The 25,002-nt window shown below is 31.1% G+C and carries 21 protein-coding genes and 1 tRNA gene; all 22 read right to left on the bottom strand.

The genetic code is table 4. The features are described from left to right. Positions 1-2 precede the first annotated feature (2 nt). Positions 3-1,934: a threonine--tRNA ligase gene (gene thrS / locus L872_RS0100410; RefSeq protein ID WP_027062945.1), complete on the bottom strand. Its 1,932-nt coding sequence runs from the start codon at positions 1,932-1,934 to the stop codon at positions 3-5. 419 nt (positions 1,935-2,353) lie between these two features. Further along, complete coding sequence (gene pyk / locus L872_RS0100405) at positions 2,354-3,790, bottom strand: pyruvate kinase (protein ID WP_027062944.1); 1,437 nt, start codon at positions 3,788-3,790, stop codon at positions 2,354-2,356. Between the two features lie 71 nt (positions 3,791-3,861). Continuing rightward, positions 3,862-4,839: a 6-phosphofructokinase gene (gene pfkA, locus L872_RS0100400; protein WP_027062943.1), complete on the bottom strand. Its 978-nt coding sequence runs from the start codon at positions 4,837-4,839 to the stop codon at positions 3,862-3,864. Positions 4,840-4,953: 114 nt separating this feature from the next. After that, complete coding sequence (locus tag L872_RS0100395; protein WP_027062942.1) at positions 4,954-5,958, bottom strand: nicotinamide mononucleotide transporter family protein; 1,005 nt, start codon at positions 5,956-5,958, stop codon at positions 4,954-4,956. 114 nt (positions 5,959-6,072) lie between these two features. Beyond that, complete coding sequence (hpt, locus tag L872_RS0100390; protein ID WP_027062941.1) at positions 6,073-6,642, bottom strand: hypoxanthine phosphoribosyltransferase; 570 nt, start codon at positions 6,640-6,642, stop codon at positions 6,073-6,075. Between the two features lie 63 nt (positions 6,643-6,705). After that, positions 6,706-7,137 (bottom strand): Holliday junction resolvase RuvX, encoded by a 432-nt coding sequence (gene ruvX / locus L872_RS0100385; RefSeq protein WP_027062940.1) that lies wholly within the window; start codon positions 7,135-7,137, stop codon positions 6,706-6,708. Further along, complete coding sequence (locus tag L872_RS0100380) at positions 7,130-8,050, bottom strand: phosphatase PAP2 family protein (protein WP_027062939.1); 921 nt, start codon at positions 8,048-8,050, stop codon at positions 7,130-7,132. The genes ruvX and L872_RS0100380 overlap by 8 nt, the downstream gene beginning before the upstream one ends. Before the next feature lie 123 nt (positions 8,051-8,173). Further along, positions 8,174-9,535, bottom strand: a complete 1,362-nt coding sequence (eno, locus tag L872_RS0100375; protein ID WP_027062938.1) for a phosphopyruvate hydratase — start codon at positions 9,533-9,535, stop codon at positions 8,174-8,176. A gap of 184 nt (positions 9,536-9,719) precedes the next feature. Continuing rightward, complete coding sequence (typA, locus tag L872_RS0100370; RefSeq protein ID WP_027062937.1) at positions 9,720-11,561, bottom strand: translational GTPase TypA; 1,842 nt, start codon at positions 11,559-11,561, stop codon at positions 9,720-9,722. A gap of 131 nt (positions 11,562-11,692) precedes the next feature. Next, the gene (locus L872_RS0100365) at positions 11,693-12,496 is read right to left on the bottom strand and encodes a hypothetical protein (RefSeq protein WP_027062936.1); all 804 of its coding nucleotides are present in this window, start codon (positions 12,494-12,496) and stop codon (positions 11,693-11,695) included. Between the two features lie 58 nt (positions 12,497-12,554). Beyond that, positions 12,555-14,357 carry a translation elongation factor 4 gene (gene lepA / locus L872_RS0100360; protein WP_027062935.1) on the bottom strand — a complete coding sequence of 601 codons (1,803 nt, stop codon included), beginning with the start codon at positions 14,355-14,357 and terminating at the stop codon, positions 12,555-12,557. A gap of 11 nt (positions 14,358-14,368) precedes the next feature. Continuing rightward, positions 14,369-15,301 (bottom strand): alpha/beta fold hydrolase, encoded by a 933-nt coding sequence (locus L872_RS0100355; protein WP_027062934.1) that lies wholly within the window; start codon positions 15,299-15,301, stop codon positions 14,369-14,371. 1 nt (position 15,302) lies between these two features. After that, a complete protein-coding gene (locus L872_RS0100350; protein ID WP_027062933.1) occupies positions 15,303-15,965 on the bottom strand; it encodes a ribonuclease H1 domain-containing protein in 663 nt (220 codons plus the stop codon). 30 nt (positions 15,966-15,995) lie between these two features. Further along, entirely contained in the window at positions 15,996-17,417 is a 1,422-nt protein-coding gene (gene proS, locus L872_RS0100345; protein ID WP_027062932.1) for a proline--tRNA ligase, read from the bottom strand. Continuing rightward, positions 17,398-18,057: a hypothetical protein gene (locus tag L872_RS0100340; protein WP_036268772.1), complete on the bottom strand. Its 660-nt coding sequence runs from the start codon at positions 18,055-18,057 to the stop codon at positions 17,398-17,400. The genes proS and L872_RS0100340 overlap by 20 nt, the downstream gene beginning before the upstream one ends. Positions 18,058-18,156: 99 nt before the next feature. Further along, positions 18,157-18,246 (bottom strand) — tRNA-Ser (locus L872_RS0100335). Positions 18,247-18,475: 229 nt separating this feature from the next. Next, entirely contained in the window at positions 18,476-20,176 is a 1,701-nt protein-coding gene (locus L872_RS0100330) for a dicarboxylate/amino acid:cation symporter (RefSeq protein ID WP_027062930.1), read from the bottom strand. A 31-nt stretch (positions 20,177-20,207) separates the two neighbouring features. After that, complete coding sequence (locus L872_RS0100325) at positions 20,208-21,539, bottom strand: FAD-dependent oxidoreductase (protein ID WP_027062929.1); 1,332 nt, start codon at positions 21,537-21,539, stop codon at positions 20,208-20,210. A gap of 101 nt (positions 21,540-21,640) precedes the next feature. Next, on the bottom strand, positions 21,641-23,062 hold the full coding sequence (locus L872_RS0100320) for a phosphatase PAP2 family protein (protein WP_027062928.1): 1,422 nt from the start codon (positions 23,060-23,062) through the stop codon (positions 21,641-21,643). Between the two features lie 19 nt (positions 23,063-23,081). Further along, positions 23,082-23,648, bottom strand: coding sequence for a tRNA (adenosine(37)-N6)-threonylcarbamoyltransferase complex dimerization subunit type 1 TsaB (gene tsaB, locus L872_RS0100315; protein WP_027062927.1), 567 nt, complete (start codon positions 23,646-23,648; stop codon positions 23,082-23,084). A 3-nt stretch (positions 23,649-23,651) separates the two neighbouring features. Next, positions 23,652-24,077 (bottom strand): tRNA (adenosine(37)-N6)-threonylcarbamoyltransferase complex ATPase subunit type 1 TsaE, encoded by a 426-nt coding sequence (gene tsaE, locus L872_RS0100310; RefSeq protein WP_027062926.1) that lies wholly within the window; start codon positions 24,075-24,077, stop codon positions 23,652-23,654. A 9-nt stretch (positions 24,078-24,086) separates the two neighbouring features. Next, positions 24,087-24,938: a class II aldolase/adducin family protein gene (locus tag L872_RS0100305; RefSeq protein WP_027062925.1), complete on the bottom strand. Its 852-nt coding sequence runs from the start codon at positions 24,936-24,938 to the stop codon at positions 24,087-24,089. Between the last annotated feature and the right edge of the window lie 64 nt (positions 24,939-25,002).

Here is a 25,002-nt window from a genome sequence, read left to right as displayed (position 1 = left end):
TGCTAGTTTTTAGCTGCAATTTGATTTTTAATTAACTCAATAAACTCTTTTTGTGAGACTGTTACTTGTTGATCACTTCCATATCGTCTAAAAGTAACTGTTTGATTTGTGGTTTCAGCATTTCCAATTACCAGTTGGAACGGAATTTTATGAGTTTGAGCATCACGAATTTTGTAGCTTAAACGTTCATCTCTTAAATCAATATGTGATCTGATCATTTCTTTTTTAAATAACTGACGCAATTGTTCAGCATACTCAAAGTTTTGAGCATCTCCAATTGGAATAATCTCAATTTGATTAGGTGCTAATCATAATGGTAAAACTCCTTTAGTTTGCTCTAATAAGGTTGCGATAAAACGTTCATATGTTCCAATCAACCCACGGTGAATCATAATCGGAGTTTGGAATTCTTGATTTTGATCAATATAGGTTACATCAAATTTACGTGGTAGTAAAAAGTCTAACTGAATTGTTGAAACAGTTATTTCATGATTTTGGGCAGTTTTGATTTGAATATCTAATTTTGGTCCATAAAATGCTGCTTCACCAATACATTTTTTATAATCTAAATTTAACTCATCTAGTACCGCTTCTAAAGCTGCTTCAGCCTCGTTTCACATTTTGTCATCTTGGAAATACTTTGTTTTATCTTGAGGGTCCCTTAATGAAAAACTTAAATAATCAATTTCAATTTTAAATGTTGCTAAAACTTCACTAATTAATTTGTAAATATTTTTAAACTCTACTGCTAATTGATCTGGTCTTACAAAAATATGTGAATCAGTTAATTCCATTCCACGAACACGTTCTAAACCGGTTAATGAACCAGAAGATTCATAACGGTGTTGAATGGCATGCTCAGCAATACGCATTGGTAAATCACGATATGAATGTTGTTCTTGTTTGTATACTGCAATATGATGAGGACAATTCATAGGACGTAAAACAAATTGTTCTTCGCTTCCACTTCCTCCATTAAATGGTTGAAACATATCTTCACCATAATGGTCTCAGTGTCCTGATGTACGGTACAAATCAACTGTTCCAATTACAGGAGTAGTCACATGAACATAATCATATTCTCATTCTTTGGCTTTTAAATATGCTTTAATCTCTTCTTTGATAATTGTTCCATTAGGCATTCATAACGGTAGCCCTGGCCCAACTAAATTATCAAATCCAAAAATATTTAGTTGTTTATTAATTAGACGGTGGTCACGACTACGACGATCTTCGATTAATAATTTTTTATCTTCTAAATTTGTTTGACTAACCGCACACATTCCGTGAACTCTTTGAAGCATTATATTTTCTGAATTATTCAATCAGTATGAACCTGTTAATTGTTGAATTTCAATAATTTTTAAAGTTTTTAAGTCAGTAATGATTCCCCCAATTACAACCATTGTTATTTCACCTAATGTATAAGTTGGTACATATCCAAAACTTTCATTTGCTTGTTGTGCTAAATGTAATTGATAAGGATTATCTGCAAATTCTTTTTCAGCCTGTGCTATCGTAATTTTGTTTGATTTGATTGTTTCTGATTTTAAAATATTATTAACTTCATTTTGAATTATAATCAGTTGATCTAACCCAATTCTTGGCTCAACCTCAAAAGTTATTGCAAATTCTTTTTCATCCTCATTATGGTAAGTTAGCGCTGCTTTAGCATTATAAAGCTTGCTAATTGCAACACCAGTCACAAATGCTGCTGTAGTGTTCAAATAATCTTCAAAATACTCACTACGAGTAGTTACCAATTCTAAATTCACGTCTTTATCAATTACAAAATCATTGGCAACAAAAACTCCGTTTACTTTTGCTCCAACTGTTGCTTTACCTAAAGAAATCGCAATACTTGTAGCAATTTCTTTAACTGACATTGGGTGATCAAATTCTTTAAAAGACCCATCTAGTAATTTAATTTTCATATTCTTCTCCTTTATTGCTTAAAAATAAATAAAAAACGCCCCTATAAATATAGGAGCGAGTGTTCGCGGTACCATCCTAATTTATAACCATTTAAGGTTACATCTTAATTGAGCTTAACGCGCCTCCACGTAACATCTAAGTTTGGTAGTAATTTTATCATATCCCTTTGACTCGCACCAACCGTCAACTCTCTTTAAGGTCTTTCATAAAACCGTGTCCAAATGTTATTTTTTTATTTAGTTAATTTTATTGTAATATTAAGTTCATTTAAAAGCAAGATATAAAAATGCTATAAGTTGATTCTTTTAAATATGATTACCAAATTGTTTAAAGGTAAGACATTCGAAATTCTAAAAATGACAAAGAAAAACCTGATAATTATCAGGTTTTAAACTTATGAATTTAAGATAGCTTTAAATTAAGCAACTGTGATTTCTCTAATATCAGCGTTTCTTACAACTAATACTTTTTCTCCAGCAACAGCTCCTCATAACTTAGCAATTTCTGATAAATCATGATCGTTTGTTTCTAAAGCAATTAAATCAGCAGTTTTATTCATGAAAATTGAATGTCATGATCCAAATGCAGTTCATAATCTTTCTGATTCTGAAACTCCTAAGATAGCTACGTTTGGACGGAATTTTGAAATAACTTTCAATAATGCTCCTGTTCTTGATAGAACGATTGCAAATTTGTATTTTCCGTCTCTTGTTCTTTCAGCTAAGTCAGCAGCAATATCAGCACGTGGTCCTGATGATGTTTTGCGAGCATTATCTAATTGAACTTGGTAGTAACCTTTGTTGTAGAATTCAACTTCAGCACGTTTGTTGATTGTTGCCATAACATTTGTTGTAATGAATGGGTAATCTCCAGCAGCTGATTCTCCTGATAACATAGTTGCATCTGCTCCTAATTCAGTAGCAAAGTAAACGTCAGTTACTTCAGCACGAGTTGGTGAAGGGTGTTCTGTCATTGTTTCTAACATTTGAGTAGCCACAATTACAATTTTTCCAGCTTCACGACATTTTCTAATAATAATTTTTTCTCAGTATGGTACGTCGTAGTAAGGAATTTCTAATCCTAAATCTCCACGAGCAACCATGATTCCATCTGATGCTTCAATAATTTCATCAATATTATCTAAACCAACTTGTGATTCAATTTTTGAAATAACTTGGATGTCTGTTTGTTTTCCTTCAACTAAAATATCTCTAATTTCTTGAACATTTGCTGCTGAGTTAACAAATGACGCTGCGATGTAATCAACACCTTGTTCACAACCATATAAAATATCGTTACGGTCTTTTTCAGCTAAAAATGCCATTGAAAAGTCGATTCCTGGTAAGTTAACACGTTTATTTGTTTTAACTGTGTGACTATTGAAAGCAACTGCTTCAACAATTCCCGGTTTAACTGCTGTTACATTTAATTCTAATTTTCCATCATCAATTAAGATTTGATCTTCAATTTTTAAGTCAACTGACATGTCATAAGCAACTGTCATTTCCCCTTGACCACATTCTTTATTTGCAAAAGAAGCGTTATCAGTATAGATAGTAATTTTTTGCCCTGCAGCAACTTCTTGTTTACCATCTTTAAATTTACCAACACGGATTTCAGGTCCTTTTGTATCTAATAAAATTGAAATTGGTTTACCAATTTTATTTCTAATTGCTTTTGCCCCTTCAATACGGTAACCTTGTTCTTCATGATCACCATGTGAAAAGTTTAAACGAATTGTTGTCATTCCATTTTCAAATAACTCTTGAATTTGTTCTGGTTCATGAGTTGCTGGACCAATTGTTGTAATGATTTTAGTACGTTTAATTCTTTTAGCTAATTCTTTTTTATTCATTTTTTTCTCCCATTATTACAATATAATAATATTTTATCTTGTATTTATTCTTTTTCAAACTTTATATTTAATTATTTATTTTTAAACTGTGCGTTTAATAAACGAATTGTCGCAATTTCCTGACTTTTATCTTTTCTTGGCATATTCAATGTTGAATCAATATCACGTGCTACAAGTTTATTTCCGTCTAATCCGACATAAACTCCACCATTACCGTTTGCTAGTTGTTCAACGGCATAAATTGCTGATGTAATTGCCAAATAACGGTCCATTGCAGTAGGAATTCCTCCACGTTGAGTATGACCTAAAATTGTTGCTCTAGTAACATATCCAGAAACAGCTTCAACTTTTTCAGCTAATTTGTTTGCGTCATATAGTTTTTCTGAAACTAATACGATAACGCTTCTTTTTCCAGCTTCTGCTAAAACTTTAACTTGTTGACAAATTTCTTCTTCTGTTAATTGTGATTCTGAAGTTGAAATAACCTCACACCCAGTAGCAGTTCCTGCATATAATGCTAGATCACCACAGTGATTTCCCATGACTTCAACAACAGCAGCACGATTATGTGATTGCATAGTATCACGGATACGGTCAATCGCTTCAACAATTGTATTTAGAGCTGTATCAAATCCAATTGTGTAATCTGATGAAACAATATCGTTGTCAATTGTTCCTGGTAAACCGACACAGTTAATTCCCATTTCTGTTAATCTTTGAGCTCCCATGTAACTTCCATCACCACCGCAAACAACTAAAGCTTCAATTCCCGCTTTTTTAAGATTATCAACAGCGACTTGACGAACAGCTTCTTCTTTAAACTCTGGTAATCTTGCAGAACCTAATGCAGTTCCTCCACGAGTTAGAATCTCTTGAGCAAAATCAACATCGATTTTTTCAATTCAGCCATTTACTAATCCCTTATAACCATCTTTAATTCCGTAAACTTCGATTCCTTTAGCACTTGCCGCTTTCACAACTCCAGCTACAGCGGCATTCATTCCTGGTGCATCTCCACCAGAAGTTAATACCCCGATTTTTTTAATCATAATTATAGTCCTCTTCTTTCATTTATAAAAAGTAATACTAAATTATTATATCTCATTCTTTCATTTATCTAAGATTTTTGTAAAGAAAAAGCACCAAATATGGTGCAGTTAATGTTAAGTTTGGTTTGATTGCAATTTAGGTTTTTGCAATGATGGAAAAAGTCAAACAACAAGGTATTTAAGTTGATTTTCTCAAAACCCAAATGAAGCTAAAATTGTTCAGATTGAATACTGAATAACCAAAGTTCAAACTCATTCTGAACTTGACACTGGTGTATACTGAATTGTTTTTCAAATATTCAAGAACATTCAAATTCAAAACTGTTCAGAAACGTTCATTAGTTGAAAACCATATCCCACTAAATTGGCACCATTACCAACAGCATCAAACAATAACTGACCACTGCCAATTTGTTCATTATAAATTAGTCCTGTTGTACCTTCATAAATTTTGGGAATTGCCAATGATCATAAATACGAAACTAAAACTACAACAAAAACAGTTGCCAAAATGAATGTTATTTTATACATAGGTGATCGCCCACGAACTGTAAACTGTTTTTTATGTTTATAGTTAAACAAATATCATCCTAAACTTGCTCCAAGAATAAAGACAATATTCATTATGAAATCTCCAATAAAACCTGCCACTAATGCAAACATACAATAGAAGAATCCATTGACTAAACCTCATAAAAATTGAGACATTTTTCCATAGACAATCATTGCTATAGATAAGAGACCAGTAAATGCAGCAATTCCACTCATTGAATAAAAAATTGCAGTAGCAACTGCTAATCCTTGAGAAGGAGCACCAATTACTGAACCAAAAATATAAGCGTTTGAATACTTAATTATGGGAGTAAAATGACTTCCTAAATTATTACTAACGTCATTAAGAAGTTTTTGTTGAGCCTCAGTTAAACTATCCAAATCAATTGCAAAACCCTTAAAGCTATAAAAATTTAAAAATGTTAACACTAGTGCACCAAAAATTAGAAAGATTTTTAAATATTGGGGTAATTGTTTTAAGTCTCTTAAACAAGTATTTATTCCCAAATAATTAAGGTCTTTAATTAGTCGCTTTGATTGATGTTTTTTAATTTCTAAATTTTCCATTGTGACTCGTTTCATTTCAAACAATTATAGCAAACTTCAAACTACTTTAACGAGTATCACGGGTTTTTATTACTAAAAGTGATTATTTTTCAAAATAAAAAAAGGCTCAGCCTTTTATCATTTCCAATCTTTTAATTTTGAAGTGTCACATATACCAACATATGGTAAATTACGTAAGCGTTCTTGATAATCCAAACCAAACCCAATAACAAATTCATTGGCAATTGTAAAACAACTTCAATCAGGAGTAATTACTACTTGTCGTCCTTCTGGTTTATCTAATAAAGTTAAAACTCGAACTGTTTTAGCTCCACGATTTAAAAAATAATTTTTAACGTATTCTAATGTATAACCAGAATCAATAATATCTTCGACAATTAAAATATCTCGATCTTTTAATGAAGTATTAACGTCCAGCATAATTTTAGGGTCTCCAGAAGTTTTAGTACCTCCGCGATATGAAGACACAACCATAAAATCAGTATCACATTCGAAATTGAAATTAGTCATAAACTCGGCATAAAAAGGAATACATCCTTTTAGTAGTCCCACAAGCAATAATGTGTTATCTTTTAAATCTTGAGTTTTATAAAAGTCTTCAATTTCTTTAGCAACTTCTGCTGTTCGTGTTTTAATTTCTTCTCTAGAAAATAATATTTGTTTAACAAGAGGGTGTTTTTGCATAGTTTTGTTCCTTTAATTTATTAAAAATTATATTACACTGACAAGACATTAACAATAAAATAGTTAAATGTTTTTAATTGAATTTAAATATTGTTCTAAGATTAGTTGTGCTGCTAAAGAATCTTTTGCTAATTTTTGTTTGTCACGTCTAATCCCAGCTTCAATCATAATTGATTTTGCCATTTTAGTTGTACGACGTTCATCAATGCGAATAATTTGAGAATCTTTAAATTGAGGATTATAAGCTCTAACGCCTTCAATAAAATAGTCCACCATTTCGGCACGTTCACCAATTGTTCCATCCATATTTTTTGGATACCCAAAAACTAAAACTTCTGGTTGAAAGTCTTCAATGAAATGAGTTAACTTTTCAATTCCTTCTTCAAATTCTCATTCCGTAAATCGGATTGTTGGCCCTGGTTGAGCAATTGTACTAGTTGACATTGCGATTCCCACAGTTTTAGATCCTACATCCATTCCCAAAACTTTAATCATTTTTATCCTTGGCAATTGGTAATTTAAAGCATTTAAACTTACACTGTTTATTTCTAAATGACGTAACTCCCAATAATGTTCCAAAAGCAATACTTGTTGCAGCAACCACATCTGTTAAAAAGTGAGCAGTTGCAACCATACGAGAAAATCCTACAAGTACAATACAAATTCAGCCTACTAAATGAGCTAGTAGATATTTTCCTTTTGCTTCATTTTTATCAAACAAGATTGTTAGACCCAACATTGTTGTAGCAGCAGCAGCATGCCCTGAAGGGAATGAACGATTTTTTCCAGTATACTTAATATTTCATCATGGACGATATTCTTCAGTACTATTTTCTGCAAAAATTGTTCTTGGACGTGGACGAGAAAAAACTTCTTTAAGAATTAGCACTGACAAATTAACGATAACGATAAAAATAATCATTAAGATAACATGGCGAATTAAACGACGGTCTTCGATAATTCAATCTGGATCTGTATCCACATATAAGACAATTCCTAAAAAAACTAAACTAACTAAAAGGCTATTTAAAACTAACGAAATAATAATCGCTTCATCAACAATGCTATTTTTAAGATACTTGTTGACACCTTCTACTAAGAAAATTAGCATAATTATTGCTCAAAAACCAAAGTATATTCCGTATTCTACAAAACGCTTTATTTTTTTATTAAAATGTTCTTTTAAACTTTTAATGACTAGCACTATTCCAATAAACATTGGTACTGCATAAATAATTTTCCCAAATCAATCAAAAAAGATTCCAAAGAAACTGTTAACATCTCCAACTTTTTTAGCAATTTGTAAATCTAAAAAAGTTCCTACTAAAAATAATGTTAGTAGCACGATGGTAATTATTGCAATTGACATTCAGTTAATAAACTTTTGACGGTCTTTAATTAGCTTCATATAAACCTCTCTTTGCTTTTACTTATTTTATCAAATTTTAGATATAGGAGTATCAAATATAATTTATTCTTTAAGACAAAAAAAGAAACCCAAAGGTTTCTTTAAAAAATTATTTTATTAAGACTATTTATTTGCTTCTAAATTGTAGAAAGTTGCAAATCCATCATAAATGGCATTTTTTCCTAATTCAGATTCAATTTGTAATAATCTGTTGTATTTAGCAATTCTATCAGATCTTGACATTGATCCTGTTTTAATTTGACCAGCGTTGAATGCTACTACTAAATCAGCGATTGTTGAATCTTCAGTTTCTCCTGAACGGTGTGAAACTACTGCTGTTCAACCAGCTTTTTGTGACATTGTAATTGCTTCAATTGTTTCTGATAAAGTTCCAATTTGGTTTAATTTAATTAAAGTTGAGTTTGCAGCTTTTTTGCTAATTCCTTCTTTAATAAATTTAGGGTTTGTTGTGAATAGGTCATCTCCAACGATTTGAACACGATCACCAATTTGTTGTGTTAATACTTGGAATCCTTCTCAATCAGATTCAGCTAAACCATCTTCAATTGAAATAATTGGGTAGTTATTTACTAATTTTTCTAAGTAAGCTACCATTTCATCTGATGTCATTGCTCATTGTTGACCAGTAACTTTTTCAATTTTTTTGAAGTGGTATTTTTTATCTTCTAAGAATAATTCTGATGAAGCACAATCCATTGCGATCATGATTCCTTCACGTCCAGTTTTGTATCCTGCTTTTTCAATTGCTTCAACTAATAAGTCTAAAGCAATTTCTGCTGGAGTTTTAGCTTGGAATGAAGCTAAATCTTGGTTTTCGTAAGCTCATGCAAAGTTTGGCGCAAATCCACCTTCATCTCCAACTGCTGTAATATCATTTTTTGAATGTAATAATGATTTTAAAGCTTGGAAAGTTTCTGAAGATCATCTTAATGCTTCAGAAAATGTTGGTGCTCCAACAGGCATAATCATAAATTCTTGGAAGTCAATTGCTGAATCAGCATGTTCTCCCCCATTAATAACGTTTAACATTGGTACAGGTAAACGGTGTGCTTGAACTCCTCCAATGTATTTATATAAAGGCATTTCTAATTCATCAGCAGCTGCTCTAGCAACAGCTAAAGAAACTCCTAACATTGCGTTTGCTCCTAAGTTTTTTTTGAATTCAGTTCCATCTAAATCTAACATTGCTTGATCTAAGCTTAATTGATCTTGAACTTCCATTCCAACTAATACTGGTGCAATTTTTTCGTTAACATTAGCAACGGCAGTTAAAACACCTTTTCCATTAAAACGATTTTTATCTCCGTCTCTTAATTCTAAAGCTTCATTCGCACCTGTTGATGCTCCTGAAGGAACTTTAGCCAATCCGTATCCACCGAAGTCTGTTCAAACTTCAACTTCTACTGTTGGAGTTCCACGTGAATCTAAAATTTCACGTCCTAAAATTTTAACAATTTTTGACATATGTATTTCCCTCTTTCATATATAAAATAATTATAATGTTTTTATCTTATATTAACAATAAAATTACTTCAAAATAACAATATAAAGACCCTGTTGAACTTCTGTTGGCTTTTTCTAAATAATCGGCCATGTTTGAAAAGTCTCAAAAACTTCAAGAAAAAAACGAGACACGCTCGTTTTAATACTAATTAGTTACTTTTTTCTGATCGTTACGGTGTTGTTTTCTTTCAACTAGTGTCAATCATTTTTTACGTAAACGTAAATCAACTGGAGTTACTTCTACTAATTCATCTCACTCGATGTATTCTAAAGCTTCTTCTAAAGTCATTTTACGGTAAGGTGTTAATTTAACAGAATCATCAGTTCCGCTTGAACGAGTATTTGTTAATTTTTTCCCTGTTGTTGGATTAACATCTAAATCATTATCACGTGAATGTTGTCCTACAATCATTCCCTCATAAACTTCTGTTTGTGGAGCAACAAATAAAATTCCACGTTCTTCAAGGTTACCCAAAGCGTATGCCAAAGTTTTCCCATTTGCCATTGAAATCATTACTCCGTTTTGACGTGATTCAATTTCACCTTTGTATGGTTCAAATCCATTTGCAGATCTAACCATAATTCCTTCTCCGTGAGTATCATTTGTAAATTCACTTCTGAACCCAATTAACGCTCTTAAAGGAATGTTATAAGTTACTTTATCACGAACTCCATCAGAATCCATATCAATCATTAAACCTTTACGTTGGTTCAATTTATTAATGATTGTTCCGGCATATTCTGAAGGAACGTTAATAGTAACTTTTTCCATTGGCTCTAAAACTTCACCAGTAACTGGGTCTTTATGAAGAATTACTTCTGGTTTAGAAATCGCTAATTCAAATCCTTCACGACGCATTGATTCAATTAAAACTGATAAGTGCAATTCTCCACGTCCTAAAACTTTAAACCCTTCAACAGAAGAATTTTCTAACGGTTCAACTTTTAATCCAACATTAACTTCTAATTCTTTTTCTAAACGTTCACGAATATTACGTGATGTTACAAATTTTCCTACTTTACCAGCAAAAGGTGAAGTATTAACTAAAAAGTTCATTGACATTGTTGGTTCTTCAATTGTAATTGCTTCCATTGGACGCACATCGTTTAAATCACAAATTGTATCTCCGATTGAAATATCTTCAATTCCAGCAATTGTCACAATTTCTCCTGCAACTGCTTCAGAAACTGCAATACGATTTAACCCACGGTAAACCATTAATTTAGTAATTTTTCCTTGTTTAACTGATCCATCATTTCTTGAGATTGCAACAGTTTGTCCCTCTTTTAATTTTCCTTCAAAAAGACGTCCAATTCCTAAACGACCAATAAATGAATCATATGCTAAAGTCGAAACTTGCATTCTTGTTGTATTATTAGCTAATTCAGTTGGATAAGATCCTACTTGAGTTACAATTGTTTCAAATAAAGGAGTTAAGTCTTCAGATGGATTATCCATTGTAAATTGGGCAATTCCATTTTTGGCAATTCCGTAAACTGTTGGGAAGTTCATTTGATCATCGTTGGCATCTAATTCCATAAACAATTCTAAAACTTCATCTAAAACTTCTTCAGCTCTTTGATCTTTTTTATCAATTTTGTTAATCATTAAAATTGGTTTCAATTTTAATTCTAACGCTTTTGACAATACGAAACGAGTTTGAGGCATTGGCCCTTCACTTGAATCAACTAATAAAATAACTGTATCAACAGTTTTCATAATACGTTCAACTTCTGATGAGAAATCAGCATGTCCAGGAGTATCAACAATATTGATCTTAATTCCCTTATATTCGATTGAACAGTTTTTTGAATAAATTGTAATTCCACGTTCTCTTTCTTGATCGTTTGAATCCATAATTTGGGCTGCTACTTCTTGATTATCTCTAAAAGCCCCACCTTGTTGTAATAAGGCATCTACTAAAGTAGATTTTCCTGCATCAACGTGAGCAATTACAGCAATGTTAATAATTTTTTGATTTGACATTTCTTACTCCTTTTAATAATTTATATAACTTATAAATAATACCACTTTTTAACTAATAAAAAAATTAGAAAAAGTAACCTTTTTCTAATTAATTTCAATATTGATGTTTGGACAAAGTTTTTTAAGTGAACTTAACTCTTAATACGAGCATTATTTAAGGCTTCTACCATTTGAATACGCTCATCGCGTTCTAAAACTAAGGGTTTTGAATCAATATCATTAATACCAATTTTAACTAATTCATTATATTCTAGTGTTTCATGAACAAGTAATAAGTAATATAATTGTGTCTCAACAATTGTAATATATTTTAAAATCTCATTAGCCTTTGTCATTTCCTCAGGAACAACGTCAAAATTTAGTTCATCTAAATCATCAATATAATCTGAAAGAAATTCCTGAAATTGGTATAACTGATCAAAATAATCATCAATACTTTCAACTTTTTGTAATTTAACAAGTATTAAGGCAATCTTTTTATAAACATCTAAAAACACTTTGATTGGTTCTAATCTTTCAAAACGCTCAATAAACATTTGTAAATATTGCTTGCTTAATTTAAAGTGCGAGCGTTTTATTAAAGGATCAATTCCCAAATCATTAACGCTCACTTCTTGATTTTTTTTAGTTTCATGTTGATAAATCATTTTGAAATTTGTTAAAACTGTTGCTAAAGATTGAAGACGAATGATAATCATTTCGCCAATTCCTTCTGGCAGTGGTTTATCATCAGGTCCAATAAAAATTGGTCTAATATTAACAAACATCTGCAAAGTTCATTCTAAATAATTTTCAATTGTTTGACACTTACGTCATTCTTCTCCCGCAATTTTAGCGATCATTTCAGTTTTAAAATCCGGATAATACTCGATTAAAAAAACCTCGTCATCCAATATGTCTCATAATTCTTTTTCATATCTAAAAGCATTTTTCATATGCGACCTCCTGTTTCCTCATAAAGTATTAGGGAAAAATAATATAAATGATCCGCTTTTAATCGTCTAATTTTAAAACCGCAATAAATGCCTCTTGGGGTACTTCTACAGACCCAATTTCTTTCATACGTTTTTTACCTTCTTTTTGTTTTTCAAAAAGCTTTTTCTTACGTGAAATATCGGCTGCATGTAGTTTTCAAATAACATCTTTACGATAAGCTTTAATTGTTTCACGAGCCACAATTTTATTTCCAATTGCTGCTTGAATTGGAACTTCAAAGTTTTGACGCGGAATAAGCTCTTTCAATTTTTTTGTTAACTGCGAACCACGATTATAGGCAAACTTAGTGTTTACAATCATTGAAAACGCGTCAACCATATCTCCATTAAGTAAAATATCCATTTTTACTAATTTTGATTCTTTGTAGCCAATTAACTCGTATTCAAATGATGCATATCCACGAGAGATTGATTTTAATTTATTAAAGAAATCAAAAATAATTTCTGCTAATGGCATATCATAAACTAAGACACGACGCTGATTGTCAATAAATTCTAGGTCTTTGTAAACTCCCATTTTTGTTTGACATAAATTCATTAAATCTCCAATGTACTCTTCAGGAGTAGTAATTTTTACATTAACAAATGGTTCTTCAATTCTCAAGATTTTTTGCGGGTCTGGTAGCTTAGCCGGATTATCAATAACGATATCTTCTCCATTAGTTAAAAAGACTTTATAAATTACTGATGGTGCTGTTGCGATTAAATTTAAATTATATTCTCGTTCTAAACGTTCTTGAATTACTTCCATGTGGAGTAACCCTAAAAATCCACAACGAAAACCAAAACCTAATGCTTGTGAAGTTTCTGGTTCATATACAAGTGAAGAATCTGATAACTCAATTTTTTCCAGGGCTTCTTTAAAATCTTGATACTTATTTGTATCGACTGGATAAATTCCACAGTAGACCATTGGTTTCATTTTTTTATAACCTGCTAATGGTTCAAGAGCCGGATTAGCAGCGTTTGTGATTGTATCTCCAACGTTAATATCTTTAATTGTTTTAATTGATGCTGCAATTCACCCAACTTCTCCTGCTTCTAAACTTCCAGTTTTGACAATTTTTGGAGTTTTCACCCCAACCTCAGTTACCTCATATTCAGCTCCTGTTGCCATTAAACGAAGTTTATCTCCAACCTTAATAACCCCTTCACGTACTCGAATTGACATTACGACACCCAAATATTTATCATAATAACTGTCAAAAATTAGGGCTCTTAACGGTGCTTGATCATCAGCATCACTAGGAGCAGGAATTTTATTAACGATTGCTTCTAAAACATCTTCAATGTTTAATCCAGTTTTTGCTGAAATTAACGGAGCATCACTACAATCTAGTCCAATGATTTCTTCAATTTGTTCTTTAACACGGTCAACATCAGCACTCGCCAAGTCAATTTTATTAATTACTGGAATAATCTCTAAATTATTATCAATTGCTAAGTAAACATTAGCCAAAGTTTGAGCTTCAACTCCTTGAGTTGCATCAACTACTAAAATTGCCCCTTCACAAGCAGCTAAACTTCTTGAAACTTCATAGCTAAAATCTACGTGGCCAGGAGTATCAATTAAATGAAAAACATATTCTTGCCCATCTTTTGCTTTATATTCTAATTGCACCGAATTTAGTTTAATTGTAATTCCACGTTCACGCTCAATATCCATTGAATCTAATAGTTGTTCTTGCATTTCACGCTTAGTGACCGTTTTTGTTAATTCTAAAATTCGATCAGCCAAAGTTGACTTACCATGATCAATATGGGCAATAATACTAAAATTCCTTATTTTCGATTTATCCATTTTAACTCCTTCTAAAAATGATTTTCTTTATTTTGATTGATAAACTTCAAGATATCTTGCTCTACAAGATTTTTTTCTAATTCAAATAAAATTTCGTGACGTAATTTAGGATAAATAATTAGTTCACTATCATAACCTAAACTTGTTAATTTATTATGTAACTTTTCTGGAGTTTTTCCAAAATCTCCAACAACATCTTCTTCTCCTGAAATTATTAAAATTGGTAAATCGTTACGCATATATTTAATATTCTTTGTTTTTGAATTAAATAACATTCCTTTAAACATATCACGGAATGCTGAAGTACTAAAGACTTGACCACATAGTTCATCATTTACAAATCACCCTTGAATTGTAGGATCTTGACACTGTCATTCACTACCATTACTAATTTCACTATCTCAATTTTTATTTAAATTTCGATAACTCATGTTTCAAATAAATTTGGCTGGGTGCTTAGACCCTTTAAATAACATTTCAACTGTTGACAAATCTTTAGCCAATTTAATTAAAGGTTTTGGCATTTCTGCTGTTCCCGACAAAATTAATCCAGTAATTGATTCGGAATATTTAATCGCATAAGTTCTCGCCATAAAACTTCCCATTGAGTGACCCAACATAAAAATTGGTAACCCCTGTCAATTTCGTTTAATATAGGCATTAACAACTTTTAGGTCATCAACAATCAAATTTCAACCATCTTTTTTTGCAAAAAATCCTAACTCTTGATTTTCTAAAACAGCAGTTTTTCCATGCCCACGATGATCTTCAGCAACAACAATAATACCTTGCTCATTCATACGTTTAGCAAAATCATCATAGCGAATTGCACGTTCTGCTGAACCATGAACTAATTGAATCACCGCGACAGGGTTTTTTACTTCAGTTCATTCATAAGTTGTTAATTCTTTTCCATCAACCATTTGTAATTGAAATTCACGCATATTATAGTTCTCCTTCGTACAATTCTTCAGTTGCATTTGCAGCTAATTGATCAGCAAGTTCATTACCATAATCACCACTATGTCCTTTAACTCATTTAAAAGTAACATTTACTGTCTTAGAAATTTCTTGATAAAATTTTTGGTAATTTTTTGTTCCCTCAAGATTTGCTTTTCAAGTTCCTAACGCCCAAGCAGCAATTCCTTGGTAATCATGAAACAATGTCAAATATTGAATTTTATGATCCCGAGCAAATTCCATAGCTTTTTTGGCACCTTCCAATTCACCAGCAACATTTCTCATCGCTGCCAAGGCTTTATTATTAAACCTTTGTGAAAAAGTGTAAGTTTTCCCTTGCCACATAATTGCTGCTCCATATGAATAAGTTTGTTCTTCAGTATTATAACTACCATCAGTATACGCCACTGCTGAAACTAAATCTTCTAAACCAAGAATTTGTGGTTGCGAGGCTACAGTTTTTGAAGAAGACGAATTTGTAGACGGTAAAGGTTTGGGCTTTCTTAAAAAGTCTCAAGCATCTTTGGGATTTGTAAAAGACTTATAAATTGCTCCAGAATATCCATTTACATTTTTAAAACATTCATCTCATGTTTCAAAAACACCAGTTTTATATCCTCGCTTTACAGCATAAAATTTCTTTGCCATCTTAACCACCTACTTTCTTAAAGTTTTATTTTAATATGCTCTTGCAAAATAAACTTTTAATGTTGAATCCATTCCACAGTTAAAACATTTCGCACATTGTTGTTCAACATCAAATGGAATACAACGTGAATTTGATGATGTCTTTTGTTTAACTTCTGTTTCACATTCTACACGACCACAAAATGGCACTAACACAAATCCTTGATTGCTTTGTAACTTTTCAACATATTCTTCAAGTGTTGAAGCAGTTGAAGTTCTTGCCTTACGATTTGCTAATGCATTTGAATATAATGCTCTATCATAATCAGAAATCATTGTTTCAACAGTCGTAGCTACATCTTTTAATGCTACTGTTAATTTTTCTCTTGTATCTCGACGTGAGATGGTTACCTGACCGTTTTCCAAATCACGAGGTCCAATTTCAATACGTACAGGAATTCCTTTAATTTCCGCTTCAGAAATTTTAAAGCCAAATGATTTGTCGGTTTTATCAATATCTACTCTTAAATCTTTTAATTGCTCTTGAATTTGAATTGTCGCAGCATTTACTTCTTCAGTATCCTTAATTTGAATCAAACGAACTTGAACTGGCGAAATTGCACTTGGCAAGACTAAACCATTATCATCAGAGTGAGTCATAATAATTGCTCCAATTAAACGAGTTGAAACTCCTCATGAAGTTGAGTAAGCATTTTCTAGTTTACCCTCTTTATTTTGAAATTTAATATCATAAACTTTAGAAAAATTATCACCAAAGTAATGTGAAGTTCCACATTGTAAAGCTTGCCCATCATGCATTAGAGATTCAATTGTATATGTTTCTTGAGCTCCAGCAAATTTTTCTTTTTCGGTTTTACGCCCAGTTACGACTGGAAGCAACAAAATTTCTCTAGCAAATCTTGCATAGATGTCTAAAATTTTTAAAGTTAGTTTTTTAGCTTCAGCCGGATTATTATGAACAGTATGCCCTTCTTGTCACAAAAATTCAGAAGTTCTTAAAAATGGTCGAGTAGTTTTTTCTCAACGCATTACATTAACTCATTGATTATAAATTAATGGTAAGTCACGGTATGAACGAACTTCATTTTGAAAAAAGTTAGCCATTAAAACTTCACTTGTTGGGCGAATATATAGTGGTTCTTCTAATTCTTTATCTCCGACACGAGTTACTGTTGCAATTTCTGGAGAAAATCCTTCAATGTGATCTTTTTCTTTATTAAATAATGATTGCGGAATTAATAACGGGAAATAAACATTTTGCACACCAATCTTTTTAAATTCTGTGTCTAAATATTTTTGCATTAATTCTCAAATTGCATATCCATAAGGACGAAAAATTGTTGTTCCTTTAACTGGCCCATATTCTACAAGTTTAGCATTTAACACAGTATCAGTATATCACTGAGAAAAGTCAATCGCTCTTGGGGTAATTTTATCTAATTGTTTTGCCATTGTTATGGTCTCCTATTCCTTTTCTTACTAAACCTTCATTTCCTAAATAAATATCAATTTTAAGATCTTCATCTTTAATGAAAGTTTTTAACTTATTGTATGCTGTTTCATCTCTAACCATAACTCAGCTGATTGCTTCGGGTTGAATGTTTTCAGTAATATTAACTAAGTTTGCTGATTGATCAAAAATTCAGTCCCGTTCTGTTAAGCGATTTAAAACATCTGGGTCAATTCCGATTACTGCCATCTTTTTAGGATTGAAGTTAATATCACTAGTTCATTTTCAGAAATTTCCTCGAGTTGATAAATCAAATTCAAGGTCAATTGAATCATCGTGTTGTAAATAACTTCATACATAATATGCTTCTTCTTCTTGAAGATTAATGTCTTTAAGCATTCTAATTCCTTGATTTAAAATATTCGGAATATTACGTAAATCAGTATAGAACAATAAATTTTGAACATTATGTTTTTCAATAATTGTCAAAACCTTTTTCTTTTCTGATTTATTTAAAACTAACAAAGAATTCAAAATACTGTCAAAATATCCTGATTGTAGAGAATCATCAATTGGTTTTCAAAACATTAATCGGCGAAAGAACTTTTTAAACTTCGTTTTAAAATTTGCTTCTTTTTCCATTATGATTCACCCTATTTCTTGTCTTATATAATTATATATAGATTTACCCACCAATAATATAAAAAAGTGCTTAAAATAAGCACCTTGTTATTTTTAAACTGGCGGGTCAAAAGAGACTCGAACTCTTGCGCCGGAAACCGACCTATCACCTTAGCAGGGTGACCTCTTCACCAACTTGAGTATTGACCCATCAATACTTTAATATTATACATAATTTTAGTTTTAATAAAAACTGCTTTATGTCATTCTTTATTTTTTTATGCATTAAGTTGTTTAAGAGACCAAACTACAAATAAAAATTTGATTTTACTAAAGAGGCTAACCCTTTGGAAGAGACTTTGAATTCCATTAAAGTCTTGCAACAAAAAAAGATGGCAAGCCATCTTTAAAATTACTCTGATTTTTAAACCTTAAAAAATTATCTTTTTGCAGTTTGTTGAGTTTTTTTATTTGCTTTATTTTCTTGGCGTTTTAGAAGTTTTGCTTGCTTTTTAGAGTATTGTTCTTTAGTAATTAATTCCGTGTCTTCTTCAAACATATTTTCATTTTTGGCAACCAACGTTGAAGCAAAGACTCCTCCAGTAACATTAGTAGCTGTTCTTCCCATATCAAACAATCCATCAATTGCTCCAAAGATTGCATAAACTGGAGCAAAGTAAATTCCAAATCCCATTCCATTTAAAACTGCAGAAGTAACCACAGTTGCTGTTCCAGGAATTCCGGCAATTCCAATGCTGGCTACAACTGTTGTAAACAACGCTAAAATAAAGAATGCAAATAAATTCATATCAGCAGCAACTGAAACTGAACCTGTATATAGTACTGAAGTAATTAACCCCGCCTGAACTCCAGCACATGCTACTAGTCCCATTGATGTTGAAATTGAAGCTACCACACTGGCTACTTCGGGTTTGATTTTCATCTCGTTTGTCAAAGTATCTATTGTAACTGGTAACGTTGCATTTGATGATTGTGTTGAAAATCCTTGTACAAGTGGTTTTCAAGCGTGCTTTCATCAAACTTTGATATTAACTTTATTAACAAACAATACAAAAGTCATAACACCTAACATTATGATTAAACCTAAATAACCTACTAATAAGATCATTCCAATTGACTGTAAGGCTCCAATCGGTCTAGTTGTAATTGCTGTTGCAAACATTGACATTACTGCCAACGGCATAATTTTTAAGAAAGTCATTAAGATTGACATAATAATATCTCAACTACGATCCATAAAATTATTTAAATTATCCATTGATTCAGGATGTTTCTTACGAACATATTTTGTTGCTTGCCCAAACAAAGCGGCCAAAACAATTACTGGAATAATTGCTACTCCTGAAAATGTAGCAATAATGTTAGATGGCAAGTAACCTCAAATAATTTCTGGTAATGGTTTAGAATCAGTTCTTCCTGAACTTCCTACTTGATTATCAAAATTTAATTTCCCTCCAATATTTAGGAAATAACCAATTCAAAAAGTAATTGTAAATGCAATTGCTACAAACAATAGCAAAATAGCTATTCCCTTAGCTGATATACTTCCTAAACGATTAGAACCCGGTTTCGCTACAACTCTGAAAATTGCAATGAAAACAACAGGAATTGTGATTAATAAAATTCCGTTAATAAAAACTTGTTTTAACATGCTAGCTCAGATATTAAATTCTCCAACTCATTTAATACCATTTTTAAGGTCAACATTTCATGATTGAACTCCTTGAAAAACTTGATCTCCTAGTGAATTTAAAACTAAGTTTCAATTTTGAGAAATTTGTTCCATATTGGTTGAAGTAATATGAACTAATTTATCACCATCATTTATATAGTACCCTGATAAATTGACTCAATTACCATCAACCTTAGCTCATACTGCTTCTCCGCTGTGAGCAAATCATTCTCCAACCGGAAAACCAATTATCGCTTGAATAATTATTCCCGCTGTTAAACCTAAACTCATTCCGATTAACACTCGATATACAAACTTAATTTTGATTTTTCTTAATCCGTAATAGAATCCTCCCATTACTCCAAAGAAAATAAAAATCGTTAAGAATGATTGTCACATACTGATACTTAAAAAACCTTCCAAAAAGGTTTCTCTAAAACCGCTCATTATCATATTTAATTCCTTTTCTAGTTCTTGATTAAACTAACTTACTTATTGCAATTTGAATAATATCTGTTGTTCTTGAAAATGGTGGTGAATATGGCAAGTCAATTTGCTCTAGATACTCATCAATTGGTGCTTTTGCTCACATTAATCCAATCAACCCATAAATTCTCATCACAGATTTATCCTTACCTAAAATTTGCACATTAACAATTTGGTTAGTTTCTTGATCAACCATAATTTTTAAGACTAAATCATTTTGATTCTCAACATAGTTAGTATGATCTTTGTCACTTATTAATACACTCTTTGTTAAAATTTTATTAGCCTCTAAAAACTCTTTAGTTTCCCCACTTCGAGCTAATTCTAAATCAAAAAAACGAACGATTGCTGTTCCCAAAGAACCTACAAATTTTGCTGACTTTGGTTGATAAATATTATTAGCAATAATCTTCGCATGCTTATTAGCAATTGTTGCTAAATATAAAATTTTTGGGTCGTTGTATAAAAAACCAAAAGTTTGTGCACAATCTCCACCAGCATAAACATTTGCAAAGTTTGTTTGGCAATATTCATCAACAATAATTGATCCACGAGAATTCATTTCTAACCCAGAGTTTTCTAAAAAACCTGTGTTCGGAGTAAATCCAATTGCTAAAACTACCAAATCACAAGTGATTGTTTCTCCAGATTTTAAAATAGCTTGTTGGACTTCGTTATTTTCGTTTAATACAAATTCAACTACTTCATTGTCTTTAATTAAGTTGATACCTTTTTCAACCATTTTAGATTCAATAGCATCAGTAAATTCCTTATCAAATAAATTTTTCACAACTCGTTCAGCTTTTTCAATTACTGAAATATTAATTTCTTTGCTAGCATGTTTGATATTCTCAATCATTTCTAAACCAATTAATCCTGAACCAACTACCAACACGTTTTTTGTTGACTGCAATTTATCTTTGATGATTTCACCATCTTGTTTAGTACTTACTGTAAAAATATTCTTACCGTTAATGTTTTTAATTGGCGGAATAATTGGTTTTGCTCCTGTGGCAATAACCAAGTTATCATAAGTTTGAAAACTTCCATTATATTGAACTTTCTTATTTTTAAAATCAACTGATTCAACAACAGTATTAATTATAACTTCAACTTTTTGTTCCTTAAATTTTTCAACAGTTCGAGCAATTAAAGTTTGTGCATTTTCAAAATGATTCCCAATATAATATGGAATTCCACAAGCTCCTAATGATACATAATCTTCTTTTTGAATTACGACTATCTCCATTGCTGGATCCAAGCGTCTCAACTTTGCTGCAACTCCCATTCCGGTAGCAGCTCCACCTATAATAATTGTCTTCATAGACACCTCGATATTTAAAAAAATTGCTTAATATATAAGCAATTTTATTTTATCATATTCTGTCTTTAATCTAATTTTTTATTAAAACTAATTATCCCTCATTAGACAAACGTAATTTTCTTAAATTCGTTAATTCATTCTTTATATTGATGGTCCTTAAAAGTCTCATTAAAATATGTGAACTGAATTTTATCGTGACCTAATTTGTATTTATCATTTGAGTATTTAACAATCTTTGCCATAATTACTCGCGGTGCTCCACGACGTACTTTCAAATGTGGCTTAAATCGTTTAACTAAATGTGGTTTCCCATAAGTTATTACATATAAATAAGCTTTATCTTTTTTAAATTCTACTAAAATTGATGAGACCAAATTATCATTCTTATGTCCATGTTTCACAATTGGCTTACGAATTGACTTATCAATAAGTTTATTAACTGTAAACAATACAACAATTCCTAACATTACTGAAAATGTTGTATCAGTGACTCAATGAAAACGATAAACAACTAACATAAAATTCATTGCTACTAAATTTAAGAGTCAAAAACTTATAAAAAAGTATTTTATTAAACTCATTTTCGGTTTATTTTTTCCAACAAAATAGACCATTAATGAAATTAGAGAAAACATTGAAACCGTATGTCCCGAAGGAAAATCTCGATCTCCTCAATGATTTGGTCCTGCTAGATGATTTCCTCAAGGTCCTCAATATTTAAAGTTTTTGAAAAAGTTTCCATTAATTTTGTATCATGGCAAGTAAGTTGCTTGCGATCAGCGATCAGAATTTTTTTCTAAAATTTCTTGAGCATTACCAATTCCATTTTCTTGCATTAATTCTATTAACTTATCTTTAACTTCATTATCAAATATTGTATTGTAATAAAATGGTCTTCCTGTAGTTTGTTTAATCAAAAAAGTTAGAACAAAAAGAGTTACAACTATCACAATAATTTTAATACTATCAACTCAATATTCTCCTGCTAAAACATCTCGACGTTTACTAAAACCTACTCGTAAATAAATCATTACACTAATCATTACAATTGAGATTGTTCCCAAAGCAATTGCTCGTCCTGTAAATCGATAGATTCATGTTCCCATAATTTTAGGATCAATTCCTGGACCAGCACCCATATCCATGTTAGTACCATAAATTAATCATAAAGCTATTGCAGAAACGCTAAATCAAATTAGAAAAAAACATCCATATCAAATACCAATTCAAGATTGATACGATTGTTGTTTTTTCTTGCTACGCATTTTTTTGTAATAGACTCTTGTTTCTAAGATTACTGAAATTGGAATAAACATTAAGACAATTGGTTGAAATAATCCAAATTCATCAAAAACTCCGATTCATCATTTAACAGCTTCATATTCAATTCCTTTAGCAAAAAAAGCACTAATTATTTGGTCAAAAAAAGTTGCACCTATGAATACTGTTAAAGAAAATATAAAAAGAATTGCTACGGGTAAATAAGCTCATAGTTTTTGATGTTTATTAGTTGTTAGTTCCATGCTTATTCCCCTTTTCTACTTAAATAAAACTTTTAATATATACTGGGTTTAAGTCAGCAAGATTTTTAATTTCTTTAAATTTAGTTTTCAACTTCAAATAGTTTTCGCTAAATGAAATATCTTCATAATCTTTGATAATCTTCATATTTGGATATTGTTGAACCAATAATGGTATTTGGTCATTTTCGATCACTGTTTCAGAAATTAAAGGTTGAGAGTTTTCATAAACTCCTAAATAACTTTTATTCCCTCGAGCATCCAATAACGAAATTGCGGCTTGATCGCCTGCTTGAAACATCAAAGAGTTCGCCACAAAAACATTATAATCATTATTTAACGCTTTTAGCGTTTTAGCTACTGCCAAACCAATTCTTACCCCAGTATAACTTCCTGGCCCTGTAGTTACATAAATATTCTTAATATCACGAATATTTAACTTTTGATTTGCTAAAAAAAGTTTTAGTTCTTCAACAGCAATATCAGAAATTTTTTTAATTTCACGTTTTTCGTAACTTGCAATGATTTGATTATCTTTTTCTAATAAATAAATTAAACTTCAATTTGTTGTATCTATAAACAAATTCATAATCTAATTCCTTTCTAAAATAACTTTACGGCTATTTTCATCAATCATTTGAATATCAATTTTTAAATACTTTACAGCATTCAAATCTAAACTTAAGTTTTCATATCATTCAATAATATTCAAAGCATCCTCAAATTCTTCTAAATACATTTCTAATTCAGCATCGTTAGTTAGACGATAAGCATCCACATGATTAATTTTCAAATTATTATTGCCTTGATACTGATTCATGATCACAAAAGTTGGTGAAGTAACTCTTTCAGTAACGCCTAACTCAGCTAACAAAAATTTTGAAAAAGTTGTTTTACCAGCCCCCAAACCTCCGCTCAATAAAAGATATTCAAATCTTTTAGAGTCTTTAAATTCTTGGGCAATCTTAGCAGCAAAAGTTTTTGTTGCCAATAAATCTTTAAGAATAATTGTTTCCATATTTTTTTCCTACTCTTTAGGTTTTGGTTGATGACCAACAGCAAGAATTTCTGGACTTATATCTCAGTTAGAGTTTTTTGCTCGTTCGGCTAAAAATTCTGGTGTGTAGGCTCATGGTTCTTTACGAACTTTCATTGAAATATTTGCAGCTTTGTCAATAATTTCATAAACTCCAATAATTTCATCAAAGTCTTTTGCTGCTGCCATTAATCCATGGTGTTTTAAAACTATTAAATCCTTAGTTAAAAATTGTTCAGCCACACTATCTCATGATTCTTTTGAAAAATACTTGTCAACTAAACCTACACCTTGTGGCATAAATTCCATAATGTGTGGCATTGCATCTCAAAAATCATAAGACAAAACTTTTTCATCATTCATATGATCAGTCATTGTTTTCATAATTAAGTTAGTTGGATGCGCATGTGTAACAATTCGATGCATTTCATTTTTAGAAATGGCATGATTATGTGCTTTCAAATGTAATTCTAAATAACGAGTTGGTTCAACTTCATTGTCTTTAAACCCTCATAAAATTTTATAGCCATCTCCTTTATAATTAATACGAATAATTCCAATCATTTTATGAATTTTAAATTTAAACTTTTGTAAATTTCTTAAAGGAATATTGTTCCCGGTAACCAAAATATACTGGTCACTTAAATTAGGTACCTCATAACCTAACTTATACTCTTTGCTATTGTAATGATCTTCAAAATAAGGATAGATATCTTCATAATCTAAGATTGCTGTAACACTTCCAGTGTTACCTTCCAATCAAAGTTTTTTTGCTAGATAATCCACACAGTCAAAAAAATAATACAACGGAGTAGATTTGATAATAATATTATTCAATCTCATTTTACTACCTCCATAGTTAGTTATATTATAAAGCAAAAAAGCAAGGTGTGAAACCTGCTTTCTA

It is taken from the genome of Mesoplasma seiffertii ATCC 49495 (genome assembly GCF_000518725.1).
Lineage (GTDB): Bacteria > Bacillota_I > Bacilli_A > Mycoplasmatales > Mycoplasmataceae > Tullyiplasma > Tullyiplasma seiffertii.
The sequence above is the reverse complement of the archived record's forward strand: the minus strand, read 5'-3'. Positions and strand labels throughout refer to the sequence as shown.